The following is a 16,606-nucleotide window of genomic DNA, read 5'->3' on the forward strand; positions in this document are numbered from 1 at the left end:
ACTCCGCCGTACAGAATCAGGGGCATTCCAATACCGTGGAAAACTGGGCTCCGCACGGTGACGCTGCGCTGAGGCCGTTCGCTAGAATGGCCCAAGATGCTCATCAAGCTGTCGTACAACCTGTCTGAGCACACCCCGTTCTACACCACGCTGCCCAAACCGAAACTCGACCAGATCTACGACCTGGCGAAGGGGCATCCCTGCAACTCGTTTTATTTCACGGCCAGCAACCACGCCGGCACGCACGTGGACGCGCCGCGCCACTTCAACCCTTCCGGGCGTGCCATCACGGATTACGCCCTGGATGAGTTTTTATTCCGATCTCCCGCCATTCTGGACGTGCCACTCCTGGATGAGGAACTGATCCTGCCGGATCACCTGCAACCCGCGCTCTCAAAGGCCTCGCCCGGCACGGACATCCTTCTGCTTCGAACTGGCTGGGGCGGGCACAGGCAGGACGAGCGCCGTTATGTCGACCACGGTCCCGGCTTTGGACCGGCAGCGGCCGAACTTCTGATGGAGCGCTTCCCTGCCCTGCGCGCCCTCGCCATGGACTTCCCTTCCGTCTCCGCCCTGACCCATGACGCGGAAGGTGCCGAGGCACACCGGGTCTTCCTGGGCTGCACGACCTATGCCCACCGGCCCATCCTGTTGATAGAGGATGCTCATTTGCCGGCGGACCTGCCGGCGCTCCAGCGCGTCACGCTGATGCCCTGGTTGTTCGATGGTCTGGACAGCGCACCCTGCACACTGTTCGCGGAAACTGCCAATCATGACTGAATCACCGATATTGCTGCACGACCTCTCGGCCGTCGATTTCGACACCCCCGGCAAGCGCCACTACCAGTTGGGCTTCCACCTGGACTCAGCCTGGGGCTATTCGCTTGTGCCGCTGACTGTGGTACGCGGAGCGGCTGGCGACGCTCCGGGGGTGGCGGTGAACGGCGGGACGCACGGCAATGAGTACGAAGGCCAGGTCGCGGTGAAACGGCTCTGCGCGGATCTTGATCCCGCCGCGATGTCCGGGCTGGTGGTACTGATCCCGCAGTTGAGCGAAAGCGCCTGCCGGGCCGGCACACGCCTCTCTCCCCTCGACAACGTGAACATGAACCGGGCGTTCCCGGGGAATGCAAAGGGCACAATTTCGTACCGAATCGCTAACTTTCTGAAGACCCAGGTTTTCCCCCGCGTGAAGGTCGTCATCGACATCCACTCCGGCGGCCGGGAGGCGGTCTTCCCGCTCTGCACCTCGTTTCACCGGCTTCCGGACGCCGCGCAGTTCGCTGAGATCGCCAAAGCGGCTCGCCTGTTTGATACACCATTCTTATTTGTCTACTCGCGGCAGATGAGCTCCGGGCTGCTGACCGACGAGGCCGAAGACGACGGCAAAATCGCCATCGGCGGAGAGTTCGGCTCCGGCGAACTCGTCAGCCCCGAGGGCGTCCAACACGCCTACGAGGGGTCGCTCAACGTGATGCGGGAGTACGGCTTGCTGCCGGGGCCGGTCCGGCCCAGCACCCGGAAGCAGCGCCTGATCCAGGCTCCGGATCTGGACGATTACCGCCCCTGCCCTCGTGACGGCATCTGGGAGGCTCTCGCCGTACCGGGCGAAGAGGTGGCCCAGGGTCAACTGCTCGGCCGCCTGCACGATTTCTCTGACCACACGGCGCCGGCGCTCGAGATCCGGGCGCATCGGGCCGGGGTGCTGATCGCCCGTTACGCGGCGGCGGTCTGCCCGAAGGGTTTGACGCTATTCGTGATCGGTGAAGAGACGGAGTTCCCCGCATGAAGATTACAAATGTCGAAGTGCTGGTGCTGAAATCGCCCGGACTCTACCGGTCGCCGGAGGCCGATGAAGAGGCAATTGGCCCGACCTACATGGGCCTGGTGAAGGTCACGACCGACGCCGGCATCGTCGGGTATTCGGACATGGAGACCTCGGCTCCGGTGGCCAAAGCCGCGGTGGAGGCTCCGCGGTGGAGCGAACCCGGCATGGAGTGCTTCGAGGGACTCGCCTCGCTGCTGGTGGGCGAGAATCCTCTCGAGGTCGAGCGGCTCTGGTACAAGATGTACCGCGGTTCGATCTACTACGGCCGTCGCGGAGTGGCCATCCAGGCGATCTCCGCCATCGACATTGCGCTGTGGGACATCTGCGGCAAGTTCTATGGCCAGCCGGTGTGCGTCCTGATGGGCGCCCGCTGGCACGAGAAGATCCGGGCTTACGCGAGCACGCTGTTCCGGCCGACGCCGGACGCCATGCGAGCGGCCACCCAGCGCTATCTGGACCAGGGCTTCACGGCCATCAAGTTTGGCTGGGGCGTGTTTGGCGAGGATCCCCGCCGCGATGTGGAACTCGTGGCCGCCGCCCGCCAGACGATGGGCGACCGCAACGACCTGCTGGTGGACACGGGCTGGTTTGTCGACCGGACGCCCAAACAGGCGATCAATGTGGTGCGCTCACTGGAGCCCTACCGGCCGTTCTTTATCGAAGAGATCCTGAACCCCGAAGACTACGACGGCTACCGGACCGTGGCCGAAGCGGTGACGACGCCGATCGCCTGCGGCGAGCAGGAGGCCACGGAGTGGGGCTTCCGCGAGCTGATTGAACGCGCCAAGGTGGACATCCTGCAGCCCGACCTGACGCGCTGCGGCGGCCTGACCGTCGCCCGCAAGATCGTTCACATGGCGGAGCGGGCCAACATCCACGTGATCCCGCACTCGTGGTCGTCGGACCTGCTCACCGCGGCTTCCCTGCACCTGAATGCGTTCCAGAGGCGTGCGGTGCTGATCGAGTTCAACACGGCCAGCGGACCGCTGAGCCGGGAGCTCGGGAAGGATCCGATCCGGCTGGAAGATGGCTACCTGAGAGTGCCGAGCGGGCCGGGCCTGGGCGTGGAAGTGAACGAAGAGGTGATCGCGAAGTATCGAATTGCGTAGCGGACCCGCGGGGGTCCGCTACCTCAGCCGAGCCCGAGCAGATCGAGCGTGTCCCGGTGGATCATGCCCTCGATCGCCTTCTCCGGGATCCTGGGCAGGTTGGTGTTCTCCGCCATGCGATTGACGGACCGCAGCGCGTCCATCGTGCCCTGCGGCGTGGTGAACGGGTAGTCGGACCCCAGCAGCAGGCGGTCCAGCACCCCATATTCCATGGCCGCCACCAGCGCGTTGTAGAACTGCCACGGGCGGTAGAACAACGCCGAGATGTCCGCGTACATGTTGCGGTTCTTGCGAATCAGCACCAGCGTCTCGTTGATCCAGGGATGGCCCATGTGCGCGATCACGGTGACCAACTTCGGGAACTCCAGCGCCAGCGGCTGCAGCAGGATCGGGTTGGCGATCTCCAGCGACACGTTCTCGCAAAACGTCGTGCCCTGATGGATCAGCATCGGGATGCGCAGCTCTTCCGCCCGCTTCAGAATACGGCGGAAGCGCGAATCAGTGGGCGCAACGTTCTGGTAGATGGGCCCCATTTTGAGGCCCCTCAGTCCCAGCGTCTGCACGCAGTGATCGAGCTGTTCCACCGAATCCGGGTCCTGCGGATCGATGGAACAGAAGCCGATCAGTTTCTCCGGGTGCTGGCCGACATACTCGGCCACATACTCGTTCGGGACCAGCACGCCGACGTGGCGCGCCCGGAAGCCGAGCACGATGGCGCGATCCACCGGTTCCATTGCTGCCCAATGCTTGTCCAGATCGACGTGAATGTCCTTGTAGCCCGCTCCGGCCGTCACCTTGGCGTCATGAACAAAACGCTCGCCGATGTGACACGGGCATTCCCAGACATGCGTGTGGACGTCAACGATCACTAAAGCACCCCGTACTTATCGTAAACCTGGCGCAGCAGCATGCCGTTCATGAGCTCGGCCCGGCTGTGATTCTCCCGGGAAACTTTGTCGGTGGCCATGCTCACCGCCTCAGTCACCACCGCGGCCGGCACGACGACGACGCCGTCGAAGTCGGCCACCACCAGATCACCGGGTGTCACCAGCACGCCCTGGCATTCGACGGGGATGTTGTAGTCCACCACCAGGCCGCGTCCGCGCGAATCCACAGGCTTGATGCCCGTGGCGAAGACCGGGAAGCCCAGCGACTGGATCTTCTTCACATCGCGCACCAGGCCGTCGATGACGGCGCCGCGCGCACCGCGGCTCAGCGCCGCCGTGGAGAGCAGTTCCCCCCATGGAGCGTTCCGTTTCGAATCGCCCGTGGCGACCACCGCGATCTCACCGGGCAGCAGGCTATCGACAGCCTCGATCTCGATGTCGTATGGGTTCTCGCCCAGGTGATAGACATCCATGCACAAGATGGTTCGAGCCCATCCGGCGAAGACCAGGTCCGGCGACAACGGCCGGATGGTCTCCCTCATCGCCTGTTGGCGGAAGCCCAGTTCATCCAGGGCATCGGCCAGCACGGCCGTATAGAGGTTCTGTTCTACATGTTCGAAGAGCTCCACATCCGCCGTCTGCAGTACCCTGCCCGGCGCTCTTCCGTTGCTTTGCTGTTCAGTGGCCAACTTGCACCTTCCTTCGCCGTCAGGCAACGCTCAACATGACTAACGACGCGATTCCTAACACCACACCGCAAAATCCATAAGGGCCGATGCGCTCCTTGAAGAGCAGCAACCCGGCCGTCGCGACCAGAAAGAGCGAGCCGCCGGTGGTGAGCGGGAACGCTATGTGTCCCGGCACCCCGCTCGACAGCGCCATGGCCGTGAAACTCTGGCCCGCCAGGCTGCAGCCGCCCATGGCCGCGCCCAGCAACACTTCCCGCCGGTTGACACCGTCGCGGCTCACCAGCAACGCCGCCAGCGCGAAGATGAACCCGCCCAGGTACCAGAAGAGAAGATACTGCTGCTGATAAGCAGCCAGTCCACGCTCGGTGAGAATCTTCAGCCCGAACGGGCCGAGGCCGTTCGCCACGAAGGCGACTAGCATCAACCGGAGCCAGATGTTGGTCTTACTCATGACGCCGCTCCGCATCACGCTTGTCCTTCCACAGCAGCGCCATGGAGACAGGGATCAGGCTCAGTGCGATGGCGCGCTTCAGCCCCACCGGCTCGTGATAGATCAGGATCGAGGCCAGGGTGGGCAGCCCCGAGGAGAGATTGATGGCCAACCAGCTGGTGGCGATATCGCCGTAGCGGATACCGGCCTGGAACGACAGGATCGCAATGGACGCGCTGACTCCGAAAGGCAGGGCGAGCGACCAGGCGCCGGCGGGCCCATGCCACTCGCCTCCGCGCATCGTGATCGTGATGATGACAAAGACCAGCGACCAGCCGTACATCAGCGCATTCACCGGACTGGGGCGGCACTTCAACGTGTCGGCCAGTTTGTGGAAGATGCCCAGCGCACTGAATGCCAGCAGCCCCAACAGCGTGTATAGGTAGCCTTCGTTCATCTTTCCTCAGATACCACAGGCCCGCTTGCGCTCTCGGGACTCAGCACCATTACAACCTACAAATCGACGGTTCACGGCCAATCTGGAGGGCCTCCGGAATTACATTCCCATTAGCAGGAAACATCAGTAGCTCACCACGATCGCATAGCTTTGCTCGGCCGGAGCCGGCAGGCGGACCCATTCTTTGGCAGGATCAAAATCAGTCCAGTCGCGCCCGTTGACCGTGACGCTGGTCATACGGCTGCCAGCCGGATGGCGAAAGCGAACCAGCAACGAAGAGGGCTTGGCGCGGCCCTCCAACTCAACGTCAGCGGACAACTGCCGGCCGCCCTTGTTCTGCACGGTCATCGAAATGGCGCCGAAACGGCTGGGGGCGCGCTTCACGGAAATCGTCTTGCCCGGCGCCAGCCACGCTCGCGGCGTAAAGCCCGCCAGCAACAGGGAGTCGTCGTCCCGTTCGAGGATCAGCATGTTGCGATACAGCTCGAACCAGGCGCCGTCGGTGGAAGGCGGGCCGAAGTATTGGCCATGCGTCGAGCGATGCTCCACCGGCTCCAAGGCCGATTGGCTGAACGCGCTCGCCATGTAGCTGTAGAAGGTGCGGATGACGGCTTTCGGATCGTCGCGCCAGAGGTAGGCCGTGGCGTGCTGGTTGTAGACAGGTTCGTTCGCAATGCCCCAGCCGCGAATGAGCAAGTTGTCCTCGTGATCGTTCAGGAGCCAGTTACCCAGGTCACTGGCCGGTGCGACAGCTTTCAGGCGCAGCATGTGCGCGGCTCCGGTGTCGACGTCAGTGGGGTACCAGTCGTCGAGGATGCGCCGGAAGGTGTTGGCTTCGCAAGGCACATAGGGGGATCCAGGTATGATCTCGCAATTGGACGAGCGGCGAGTTGGCACTGGCGGTGCGGAAGCCGTGATCCACGGCAGCCGCCAACTGCTTTGCCGCGAGGCGGGCGGCCGGTCCTTGCGGATGCCCGATCTGCTCAAGGGCCCTGCCGAAGAGTTCCAGGCCGGCGTACATATAGGCCTGGTTGAAGGCCCACAGTCCTTCGCCGGTGAGGTCGTTCAAGGGGCCGGAAACCAGCCCTTTCGTCGGGCCTTCGCGGTGTTGCGCGGCATTCACCTGCGCCAGGCACCATTCCAGGGCCTTGAGCGATTGCGGCATGACGCGCTGCAGGGCCGCTTTGTCGCCAGAGAGGAAGTAGTTCTGCGCCGTCGCGTAGAGCATGCCGGGCGTGTACACCAGCCAGTTCGCATAGCCGCTGACGTGACCGTTGATCTCCTGGTTGTTGCGGTACTGCGCCTTCAGTTCCTCAGCCGCGACGTCACCGTAGCCGCGCAGGCCGAACAGCATGTAGTCGATGTACACCGCCTGATTCACGGGCCACGGAGTGCCGGTCTGGTCGTAGGCAAAGTTGGAATACGGCAGGTCGATGCGGGCGTCGTCGCCCACGCCATGGCGGCGTGGCAGGCGCAGCGCGTGCCACAGGCTGGCGCGGAAGAGATCGTTGACCACCTTCTCCGGCACCTGGAACTGAGCGCCTTTGTCGATCCATGCCGTCCAGAAGCCCAGCGTGGCGGTTCGGGCCTGCTCGTAGTCGAGCTTGGCGAGCAGCGCCGCGCCAGCGTCGTCCACCATGGGCGAGGGTAGCTTGACCACCAGTTCACGAGCGCCTCCGGCGGGGATTTCCAGAGGAATGGAAATGTTGACGCGCCTCATCCTCTGGTCGTCGTAGTCCTGCACGCCCGACCAGACAGCGCGGCCGTCGCCGCCGTCGATCTCCAGCAGGGTCTGGCCGAAGCTGCGGTTGCGGACGGTGGTCTTCGCGCCGGACTGTTCGACATCAAAGATGGAGCTCAGGCCGCCCGGCATCGCCCGGCGGTGGCTCAGATTGATGGGCACGCGCCGCGGCTTGCCGTCGAGGGTCGAGACCCGCAGGCGCTGCATCAGCACCATGCGCATGTCGCCGCGGCGCTCCGCAGGGGGGCCTTCCAGCGGATATGCGAACTGCTCGATCTCATAGCGGATGCCTTCGCGCTCGAAGACCGTGGTGACGACGGGCAGGCCGTCGTGCAGTCCCTGCTTCTTCCACGTCCTGGCAATGCCCTTGGTGATGTCGCCGACTTCGAACCAGAACCGGAAGCGGTCGGGGTTGCCGAAGTCGTTGCGGACGCCGGCGCCGCGATCGATGCCGAACTTGTGGATCGAACTGTCCCACGCCAGGCCGATGATGTGGCCGGCTCCGGTCTGCTGGGGGTTGACGTACGTGGGGCTGCCCATATCCTCCCAGCGGCCGGTGTACTCTTCATAGCTCGCCTCGGGCTCGGCCTGGATCCGATCGAGGATCCGCTGGCCCTTCCAGGCTTCGAGAGACTTCCGATGTTCGGCAAAGGGGACGAAGGGCTCGCCCGCCGTGATGTAGATGTCGAGCGAAGGGACCCAGATCGCGCGTTCCCTCTTTAGTTGCTCGATCGTGACGGCGAAACCGCCGGTGCCGTCGGCGCGTGTTTTCACATAGAGCCTGGGGGCATGCGGATCCATGGAGGCGTCGTCACCGAGACGGCGAGCGGTGTCGGCATCGGCGGCCGCCAGCAGGTCGGCCCAGATGACCTGGAGTTTCTGCAGCTTTGGTTCGGTCCTCGCGGGACTGTCCAGCAAGAAACTCAGGCCATCGGCGGCACCGTCAATGGCACCGGTTTTGACCTGATTTCGAAGCGTCATTCCGCCGTCGGTGGAGACTTGCAGGGGTGACGCCGAGGCGGCCTGGGCGCCATGGCCCCAGGTGACGCGCACTGGTAATGGTTCAGCCCAACAGGCGGCCAGCGTGATCGACAGGAGGAAGGCGCATCGATTCATCAACTGCGATTATACGGACCACTGCCCGCGGCGCCATGCCCCTTCGACTGCAATCCGGCCTGTCATTCCAGCTAATCGGAAAGCGGCTAGCGTGCCGTCCAGCCGCCATCCACGGGCAGAGTGGCGCCGGTGATGTAGGAAGCTTCGTCGGAGGCCAGGAAGAGTGCCGCCTGGGCCACCTCGCCCGGTTGACCGACGCGGCCCAGCAGAGTCTGCGCGCACTGCCACTCATAAGCGGCCTCGCCGGGCTTGGGCGAGATGCGGGTCTGGATGGGTCCGGGACACAGCGAGTTGACGCGGATATTGTTCTTGCCATAGTCGTAGGCCGCGCTGAGCGTAAACCCGAGCAGCGCGGCCTTGGCTGCGGTATAGGCAACGGAGGTGGGACAGCCCACCATGGCCTGGATCGAGACCACATTGACGATGGATCCGGCGTGCTGGGCGATCATGTACGGCAGTACGGCGCGGGTGCAGTTGTTGGTCCCCAGGAGCTGCACGCGCAGGCATTTGTCCCACTCGTCGTCGGTGGCTTCCAACACGCCATGGAACTCGCCCAGGTAGGCTGCGTTGTTGCACAACACGTCGATCCGTCCGGTCCAGCGGGCCGCGATCTCAACCGCTTCCGTCACTGCTGTTTTTGAACTCACATCCGTCGGCCAGAACTCGGCACGTCCGCCGGCGGAGCGCATCGACTCGGCCAGTGATCCGCCCGCCTCGACATCCAAGTCCGCAATCAGGACGGCGGCGCCTTGCTCGGCGAACGCTTCAGCAATTGCACGGCCAATTCCGTGGGCTCCGCCCGTTACAATCGCAACTTTATCCTTGAGACGCATATCGCACCATTCTCCCGCGCCCTCCGGCGAGCGCCAACCCGCAATCCACGGTATTGGAAACTAGTTCAGCTTTCGCGGCTGGAAGGCGCCCACCCTAAGCGGCGGGACATCTCGAAAGCCGCTTCCTGGACCAGGGCGCCCATCCGCGCCACATCCTCGGTCCGGATCTGCTCCACGGTCCCCGACACGCTCACGGCGGCCTCCACTTCGCCGGAGACGCCCAGGACGGGCGCCCCGATGCAGCGGATGCCAATCTCTTCCTCCTCGTCATCAACGGAGTAGCCAGCCTGGCGCGTGCGCATCAACTCCTGCTTGAGGCGGGTCAGGGTCGAGATGGTATTCTCGTTGTGACGCAGCATGCGGCGCTCCTTGACGAGCCTGTTGATCTCTTCCTCCCGCCGCCACGCGATCAAGGCTTTGCCCAGGCTCGTGCAGTGGTAGTCGATTCGCTTCCCGATCCATGTCGCTACAGGCATGATTCCGGATGGCTCCACCTTCGCTACCAGCAGGGCTTCGTTGTTCTCCAGAATCGCGATGTGAGCGGTCAAGCCTGTCCGTTGTGTCAACTCGCAAAGGAGCGGACCGGCCTTCTGCCGCAGGGTGATGCCGTAAGAGGCCACAGTGGCGATCCGCACCAGGTTGAGGCCGGCGACGTAACGGCCCGACGACTCCAGTTTCTGCAGGTAGCCCAGGCGCTCGAACGTCACCAGAATGCTATGTATCGAACTCTTTGGAAACTCCAGTTGGGACGCCAGTTGCGAGAAGGTGAAGCCGTTCTTGGACTTCGCCACCAGCTCAAGAATCGTGAGGCCTCTTTCCAGTGCCGGAACGGTGGGGGTCTTGTCAGCAGGCATCGAATTCTCCTCAATCAATCCAACCTGCTGGATTCTAGCAGCAAACCAGCGCCCCGGAAACCAACTTTCCAATACACAGGAATGTGGGGCCCAACTTCAATTGACTCAATCCGCTTCCACCCCGAAGATTGACCCAAAGGAGCCACCAATGCGAATTGTGAGTCTCGCATGTATTTTTTTGTTTCTAACCGGATTTCTGCTGCCGGCGCAGATCGGTACCGAAGGCGCGTTCTTCGGTACGGTCACCGACAGTTCCGGTAGTGCCGTACCTGGGGCGGAAGTCGCAGCGCTGCATGTTGGAACTGGCCTGTTAAAGCGCGCAACAACCGATGCTGATGGCAGCTTCAGCATTCTCTCGCTGCCCATCGGGCAGTACACGGTCACTGTCAAGGCGAAAGGCTTCAAGACCTGGGAGATCGCCAAAGCTGAACTGACGGTGGGCGACCGCAACCGTCTGTCCCCCGTCCTGACTGTCGGCGAAATTACTGAATCGGTCTCAGTCACCGGCAATGCCGAGCTGCTGCAGACTGAGAAGACCAGCGCCGAGACCGTTGTGCAGATGCGTCAGATCAGGGAGTTGCCGCTGGACACGCGCAACCCGCTCGCCCTGGTATCGCTGGTGCCCGGCATGCGCTGGGCCAGCACGCAATCGGGCGGCGAGCGCGCCACCTATGTCCAAGGCCAGGGGCTGCGCAGCAACAAAGCCGCATTCCAGCTGGATGGATTGGTCTCCAATGCGCCCATGGACGAAGGCGGCACCGGCATGCCGAACGTCGACACGGTGGCCGAGTTTACCGTCGAGACTCTGAACTTCAGCGCCGAGAACGGCCGCGATCCCATTCAGGTGAAGGTGGCCACCAAGTCGGGCACCAACGAACTGCACGGCGCGGCCTGGGAGTTCCTGCAGAACGACGCCTTCAACTCCCGCAACACCTTCGCGACCAAACCGCCGCGCGTCCGCCGCAACCAGTTCGGCGCGGCCGTCGGCGGCCCGGTGATCAAGAACCGGACCTTCTTCTTCGGCAGCTTTGAAGGCACCGTGATCCACAACGAACAGATCTGGAACACGCAGGCCGTGACCTCGGCCATGAAGACCGGTGACTTCTCAGGGCTTGGGCGGACCATCATCGACCCGCTGACGAAGTCGCCTTTCCCCAACAACGTCATTCCCACCAATCGCATCTCGAATGCCTCGAAGTACTTCCTGCCGAAGCTGCTCGAAGCCAACTCCCCGGGCGGCCTGTTCAAGGCCAACACCGGCACCGTGAACAACACCTGGGAAGGCACGGGCCGCGTCGATCACCAGATCAACGATGCCCAGCGGATCTACGCCCGTTACGTCACGATCCGGCAGCCCAGCACGCAGCTTGGCTACAAGCCCAGCGCCGTCACCGACGATACGGTGAGCCAGCACAACATCGGCGTCAACTACACCTGGACGATGTCCAGCAACACGGTGCTCACGCTGCTGGGCGGCATGCTGCGGACCCGCGAGAACTACACCAACGCGGAGCTCGGCGTGAACAACGACGCCCTCTCCGCCGGCATTCAGGGTTTCCCGACGGCCGGCCGCGAGAAGTGGATCGGGCCGCCGAACCTGAACATTGGCGGCGGCTACCAGGGCATCTCCTACTCCGGCTGGGGCGCCCCCGGCTCGCTCTGGGGCAGCGTGTACAACGCCAAGGCCGACCTGCGGCATTTCCGCGGCGCGCACACCATGTCCGCCGGCTTCGAATATGGCGATTCGCATACGTACGGGGATCACGGCAGCTGCTGTGTCCGCGGTACCTACAATTTCGGCAATCTCTACACGAACGACGGGTTCGCCGACTACCTGCTGGGCCTCACCTCGTCCAGCTCACGCAACGCTCCTCTGGCGGAGTTCGGCACCAATCGCGCTCCTTACGCCGGCTTCTACGTCAACGACAGCTGGCGCCTGAAGCAGAACTTCACCATCGAGCTGGGCCTGCGCTATGAGCGCTGGTTCGCCCGCCACAACATGCGCCAGGCCACCAGCACCTGGGATCCGAAGCTGCAGAAGGTCGTCGCCGCGGTCCAGGGCGACGGCAATATCAACACCTCCGCGTTCCTGAATACGCCAAACGTCGCGGCAGCCACCGCCGGACTGTGGACGACCGCGCGCCAGGCCGGGTATAGCGACAATCTGCTGGAAGGCAATGGGAATTGGGCTCCGCGCATCGGCGCCGTCTACCGTCCCTTCGCCCAGCGCCAGATCGTGCTGCGTGCCGCGTACGGCTTGTTCTACAACAGCTTCACCGGCAACCGGTCGGCCTCCTCGGCCGCCAATCTCCCCTTCTGGGGTGTGGAATCCCTGGGCTTCGGGCTCTCGCAGCTCCAGCCCTGGGAAACGGTGTGGAGTTCGGATCCCAACGCCTTCGGCATCTTCGGAATCGGCGAAGCCGTCGATCCCCGCCTGAAGGCCGCCCGCACGCACGAGTGGAACATGACCGTCCAGACGGCACTGCCCTGGAAGTCCGCCCTGACGCTGAGCTATGTCGGCACCAAGGTGGACCGCGAAGTCATCTTCATGCCGTACAACGCACCGACTGTCGGTCCGCACACCAACCTCCAGGCCGACCGCCCGAATCCGCTCATCAGCAGCGTGCAGCGCATGGAGAACTACGGCCGCAACTGGTACAACGCGCTGCAGGCGAAGGCCGAACGCCGGTTCGCCAACGGCGTCTCGTTCACCTTCTCCTACTCTTTCTCCCGGTCGATGGGTGAAGCTTCGAACGGCTCGGACGAGGGCACTTCGATCCTTGCTTTCTCCCCGGCCTGGTACAACCGCGGCCGCACCTCGTTCGACTTCCGCCACGTCGAGTTCGCCACCCTGGTGTGGGAACTGCCCTTCGGCAACGGCCGGCACTACCTGTCCTCCGTCAACCGGCTGACGGATGCCGCCCTGGGCGGCTGGGACTTCTCGTTCACCCAGCAGGGCCGCTCCGGCGCGCCGTTCTCCATCGGAGGCGGCTACTCGAACCTCGGCAACGGCGATGGCTCGCGCGCCAACCTGGTGGGCGATCCTCACATCTCCAACCCGACGCCCGACCGGTGGTTCAACACCGCCGCGTTCGCCAGCCCGGCTCTCTACACCTTCGGCAGCGCGCCGCTGGGAATCCTGGAAGGCCCCGGAGCCATCCAGTTCAACACCTCCCTCTCCAAGCGATTCCGCGTCGCTGAGAAGAAGGACCTGCAGTTCCGCTGGGAGGCGTTCAACGCGCTCAACCGCGTGAACTACAACACTCCCAACACCAATGTGGCCAGCACCCAGCTGGGCCGCATCACCGGAGCCGGCAGCGCCCGCTACATGCAGCTGGCCCTGAAGTTCCTCTTCTAGTCCGTGACCCCTTAGTCGGAACAAGTGCGGCACCCCCGTGGTGCCGCATTTTTTTGTGCCTGCCCGCCTGAGTTTTTACCGTAAAATCCCTACCGTAAGCTAACCCCGCATTACTCCGAATCCACCCCGCTACTGCCTCACTATGCAGATAAGGAGAGGCAATGAATTCCACCTGGGTTTCGCAATCCGCCACGTCGCAGCCGCTGCCAGCGTCCCTGCAGCGGCTGGCCCGCGGCCTCACCATCTCGTTCATCCTGCTGGCAAGTTTGAAAGCTTCCGGTCCCATGCTGGACGACGATTTCACGCGCGCCGCCCTGGCGCACAATCAGGGCCGCCATGCCGAAGCAGAGGGCATCTACCGCAAAGTGCTGGCTCGGATGGATCAAAGCGGGCACGAGGAGCCTCGTCTCGCGCTACTGCTGAACAATCTTGGGGCTGAGTGCCACCTGCAGTCCAAGACCGCCGATGCCGAGGCGTTCTACCGCCGGGCAGCCAGGGAGTGGCCGAAGAGCACGCTGACGCCCAGCGGCCTGGGTACGACACTGGTCAACCTCGCCGGCATCCTGCGGCGCCGGGGTCAACTCGACGAAGCCGCCACCCTTTATCGCGATGCCCTGAGGGCGCTGCTGCCCGTCCAGGGACCAGACAGCCTGGAGTACGCCGGTGCGCTGGCCAACCTGGCCGACCTGCTGCGCGACCAGAACAAGATTCAGGAAGCCCTGCAGTTCGCGGAACAGTCGGTCCTGATCGCGGACCACTGGCTGGGCTCGGCTGACCCGCATCTCGGCCACAAACTGCGCGTGCTGGCCAGCATCTACCTCGTGCTGGGCCGGCTGGACGAGGCGCAGGCCCTGTGCGAACGGATCCTGGCCGGGTCCACCGGCAATGGCAATTCGGCCCGGGCCGATGTGGCGGCGACATGGAATGAACTGGGCGAGATTGCGGTGAGGTCGGGCCGGTACGATGAGGCGGACCGGTGTTTTCGGAAGTCAGTCGAGTTGTGGCAGCAGCACCCTGCCCCGACCCCGCACATGATGGCAATCGCCACGAATAACCTGGCGCAGACCTACCGCCGCCAGAAGCGCTATGACGAGGCGGGTCCGCTGTTCGCCCAGGCGCTACAGTTGCTGGAAGGGTCCAGCTCCGACCATCAAAGGGAACTGGCCAGTATCCTCGGCAACCAGGCCGGCTTCCAGGCGGAGACCGGTCACTATCCCCTGGCGGTCGCCACCTTCCGCAAAGCGATCGAGCTGTCTGTCCAGGCCAGGGGCGAGGAGAGTGCCGACGTGGCGTTGCTGCGGCTGGAATTTGCGGCCTTGCGCCGAGCGCAGGGCCACTACGTCGAGTCAGTGGACCTCTATCAGAAGGCAATGCCGGTGCTGGCCCACACCTTTGGTCCGGATGACCAGCGCGTGCAGCAGTCGGCCGCGGACTACAAACGCTGCCTCAAAGAGGCACAGGCGCATGTCGTGATGTTGAAGTAATGGGGCGGGTTGGGCCTCAGCCGCGCAGGCCCAACCTGCGGACCATCGCCTGGTAGCGCGGTTCGCCGTGCAGAGCGTCGTAGCCTGGGTGCACTCCCAGCGAACACACTGGCAGTTCCCGCCGATCGCAAGCCCCCTCCAGCCAGTCCAGCGCGAGCTCTATCTCGCCCAGTCCCAAATGGGCCAGCGCCCGCGCCGTGGAAGGGACATAGCGGTGTTTTGCCGTCTCCTCCAGCTCAGACAGTAGCGCCCGTGCCCGGTCCGGTTGGCCCGCCAAACCATAGGTCTGCGCCATCGCACCCAACAGGCTTGGCAGACTGCCCGACATGGAGCGGCCCTCCTCAAATAGGGCCAGCGCCTCATCGTAGCGGCCCGTGTGCGTGAAGACCCGGCCCATGCCCGTAACGAACTTGTAGTGGCGGCCGTGGATCTCGAGCCCTCGCTGGTACTCCTCCAGTGCTTCCTCGTAGCGGCGCGCCAAAAGGTAAGTCAAGGCCATGGAATCCTGAATCGCGATGGACAGGGGATCCAGTTGTACCGCCAGCTTCACCCGGTCAATCGCTTCGTCGAACCGGCCCAGCATCGCCAGGTAGTCGCAGGCATACCAGTGCTGGGCGGTGGCATAGCCGGGATGGAGTTCCAATGCACGCCGGTAGCGTACGCCCGCCTCCTTCCAGCGCCATTCGTAGAGAGACTCAATCAGGCCCAGCGAGGTGTGCGCCTCGGCGAGTTCCGGATCGAGCTCCAGCGCCCGCAAAGCCGCAGTCTTGGCCATGGGCATAGTGTCCTTGGTGGAAGCAAAACCCAGCTCCGCCATGACGCTGTAGCTGTCGGCAAGACCCGCATAAGCCGGCGCGAATCCGGCGTCGATCGTGACGGCCTGCGAGAACAACTGGATGGCGGACTGGAAACCCTCCCGGGTCCGCTTGTTCCACTGGTAACGGCCCTGCAGGTAGCGGTCGTAGGCATCTACGTTCCAGCGCCGGCGGGCACTATCCGGCGGCGCCGGGCAGCCCAGCAACTGGACGCGCAGGCTGTCCGCGATCTCGCGCGCAATGTCTTCCTGGATATCGAACAAGTCCGCCATCCAGCGGTCGTAGGTTTCGGCCCAGAGGTATTGCCCAGACTCTGTCAGCACCAGGCGCACCGTAATGCGGATCCGCTCTCCAGACCGGCGTACACTGCCCTGAAGCACCGAGCCGACCATCAGGCGGCGGCCCACCGCGGCGTAGTCGTCGCGGCCTTCCTTCAATTGAGCGGCGGTGGTCCAGGCGACCACGCGCAGGCCGCGCACCTTTGTCAGTGCATGGATCAGCTCTTCGGTCAGGCCGTCGCTGAAGTACTCGCCATCGGGCTCCGGACTGAGGTTCGAGAACGGGAGTACGGCGATGCTGGTGGCCGGATTCTCTTCCGCCGCCGGCTCGGGTCGGGTTTCGCCGCGCATGCGGAATGCTGCCGCGTAACAGCCAGTGGGGATCTCGATGACCAGGTCGTCGTCCAGGCCTTCGCCCTCGTAGTAAGACTTGAGCTTTGCGCGCAGCCGGCGTGCTTCCACGCGCACAATCGGATCGGTTCTGGGATCGAACGCGCTGGTCCGGTCGAAAACCTCCACGCCCAGCAGATACTCTTTCAGTTCCGAGCCCTGGCCGGCGAGTGAGCGTTGAACCACGAAGCGCAACAACCGGCTCATTCGCTCGGAAGTGCGAAAGGTCTTACTGGATGCTATTTTCTCCGCCTGGATGCGCACTGCCTGGGGATTGGCGGAGATCAGGAACCCTTGGAACTGTCCACTTGGATCAGTGCCCTCTCTACCCTCTGGC

General features: G+C 63.8%; 14 protein-coding genes. 5 read left to right on the forward strand and 9 right to left on the reverse strand.

From position 1 onward, the window contains the following. The first annotated feature begins 96 nt into the window (after positions 1 to 96). The 3 genes from IRI77_RS06395 to IRI77_RS06405 are packed head-to-tail and all read left to right on the forward strand — an operon-like array spanning position 97 to position 2,937. The gene (locus IRI77_RS06395) at positions 97 to 780 is read left to right on the forward strand and encodes a cyclase family protein (protein ID WP_194451241.1); all 684 of its coding nucleotides are present in this window, start codon (positions 97 to 99) and stop codon (positions 778 to 780) included. After that, on the forward strand, positions 773 to 1,789 hold the full coding sequence (locus tag IRI77_RS06400; protein ID WP_194451242.1) for a M14 family metallopeptidase: 1,017 nt from the start codon (positions 773 to 775) through the stop codon (positions 1,787 to 1,789). The genes IRI77_RS06395 and IRI77_RS06400 overlap by 8 nt, the downstream gene beginning before the upstream one ends. After that, the gene (locus tag IRI77_RS06405) at positions 1,786 to 2,937 is read left to right on the forward strand and encodes a mandelate racemase/muconate lactonizing enzyme family protein (RefSeq protein WP_194451243.1); all 1,152 of its coding nucleotides are present in this window, start codon (positions 1,786 to 1,788) and stop codon (positions 2,935 to 2,937) included. Before IRI77_RS06400 ends, IRI77_RS06405 begins: the two co-directional genes overlap by 4 nt. 23 nt (positions 2,938 to 2,960) lie before the next feature. Here IRI77_RS06405 and IRI77_RS06410 read toward each other — a convergent pair whose 3' ends face one another. The 8 genes from IRI77_RS06410 to IRI77_RS06445 form a co-directional block, all read right to left on the reverse strand. Continuing rightward, positions 2,961 to 3,806: an amidohydrolase family protein gene (locus IRI77_RS06410; protein ID WP_194451244.1), complete on the reverse strand. Its 846-nt coding sequence runs from the start codon at positions 3,804 to 3,806 to the stop codon at positions 2,961 to 2,963. Further along, positions 3,806 to 4,513, reverse strand: coding sequence for an RraA family protein (locus tag IRI77_RS06415; RefSeq protein ID WP_228486622.1), 708 nt, complete (start codon positions 4,511 to 4,513; stop codon positions 3,806 to 3,808). Before IRI77_RS06415 ends, IRI77_RS06410 begins: the two co-directional genes overlap by 1 nt. 19 nt (positions 4,514 to 4,532) lie before the next feature. After that, positions 4,533 to 4,964: a hypothetical protein gene (locus IRI77_RS06420; protein WP_194451245.1), complete on the reverse strand. Its 432-nt coding sequence runs from the start codon at positions 4,962 to 4,964 to the stop codon at positions 4,533 to 4,535. Further along, a complete protein-coding gene (locus IRI77_RS06425; RefSeq protein ID WP_194451246.1) occupies positions 4,957 to 5,400 on the reverse strand; it encodes an EamA family transporter in 444 nt (147 codons plus the stop codon). Before IRI77_RS06425 ends, IRI77_RS06420 begins: the two co-directional genes overlap by 8 nt. Before the next feature lie 123 nt (positions 5,401 to 5,523). Continuing rightward, positions 5,524 to 6,246 (reverse strand): hypothetical protein, encoded by a 723-nt coding sequence (locus IRI77_RS06430; protein ID WP_194451247.1) that lies wholly within the window; start codon positions 6,244 to 6,246, stop codon positions 5,524 to 5,526. Continuing rightward, positions 6,191 to 8,257, reverse strand: coding sequence for a hypothetical protein (locus IRI77_RS06435; RefSeq protein WP_194451248.1), 2,067 nt, complete (start codon positions 8,255 to 8,257; stop codon positions 6,191 to 6,193). Before IRI77_RS06435 ends, IRI77_RS06430 begins: the two co-directional genes overlap by 56 nt. Positions 8,258 to 8,343: 86 nt before the next feature. Next, positions 8,344 to 9,090, reverse strand: a complete 747-nt coding sequence (locus tag IRI77_RS06440) for an SDR family NAD(P)-dependent oxidoreductase (protein ID WP_194451249.1) — start codon at positions 9,088 to 9,090, stop codon at positions 8,344 to 8,346. Between the two features lie 65 nt (positions 9,091 to 9,155). Beyond that, a complete protein-coding gene (locus IRI77_RS06445) occupies positions 9,156 to 9,944 on the reverse strand; it encodes an IclR family transcriptional regulator (protein ID WP_194451250.1) in 789 nt (262 codons plus the stop codon). A 148-nt stretch (positions 9,945 to 10,092) separates the two neighbouring features. On the opposite strand from IRI77_RS06445, the gene IRI77_RS06450 reads away from it, so the two are divergent. After that, positions 10,093 to 13,302 (forward strand): TonB-dependent receptor, encoded by a 3,210-nt coding sequence (locus tag IRI77_RS06450; RefSeq protein WP_194451251.1) that lies wholly within the window; start codon positions 10,093 to 10,095, stop codon positions 13,300 to 13,302. 161 nt (positions 13,303 to 13,463) lie between these two features. Further along, positions 13,464 to 14,786 carry a tetratricopeptide repeat protein gene (locus tag IRI77_RS06455; RefSeq protein ID WP_194451252.1) on the forward strand — a complete coding sequence of 441 codons (1,323 nt, stop codon included), beginning with the start codon at positions 13,464 to 13,466 and terminating at the stop codon, positions 14,784 to 14,786. A gap of 16 nt (positions 14,787 to 14,802) precedes the next feature. On the opposite strand, the gene IRI77_RS06460 is transcribed toward IRI77_RS06455, so the two are convergent. After that, on the reverse strand, positions 14,803 to 16,476 hold the full coding sequence (locus IRI77_RS06460) for a tetratricopeptide repeat protein (protein WP_194451253.1): 1,674 nt from the start codon (positions 16,474 to 16,476) through the stop codon (positions 14,803 to 14,805). Between the last annotated feature and the right edge of the window lie 130 nt (positions 16,477 to 16,606).

It is taken from the genome of Paludibaculum fermentans (genome assembly GCF_015277775.1).
Lineage (GTDB): Bacteria > Acidobacteriota > Terriglobia > Bryobacterales > Bryobacteraceae > Paludibaculum > Paludibaculum fermentans.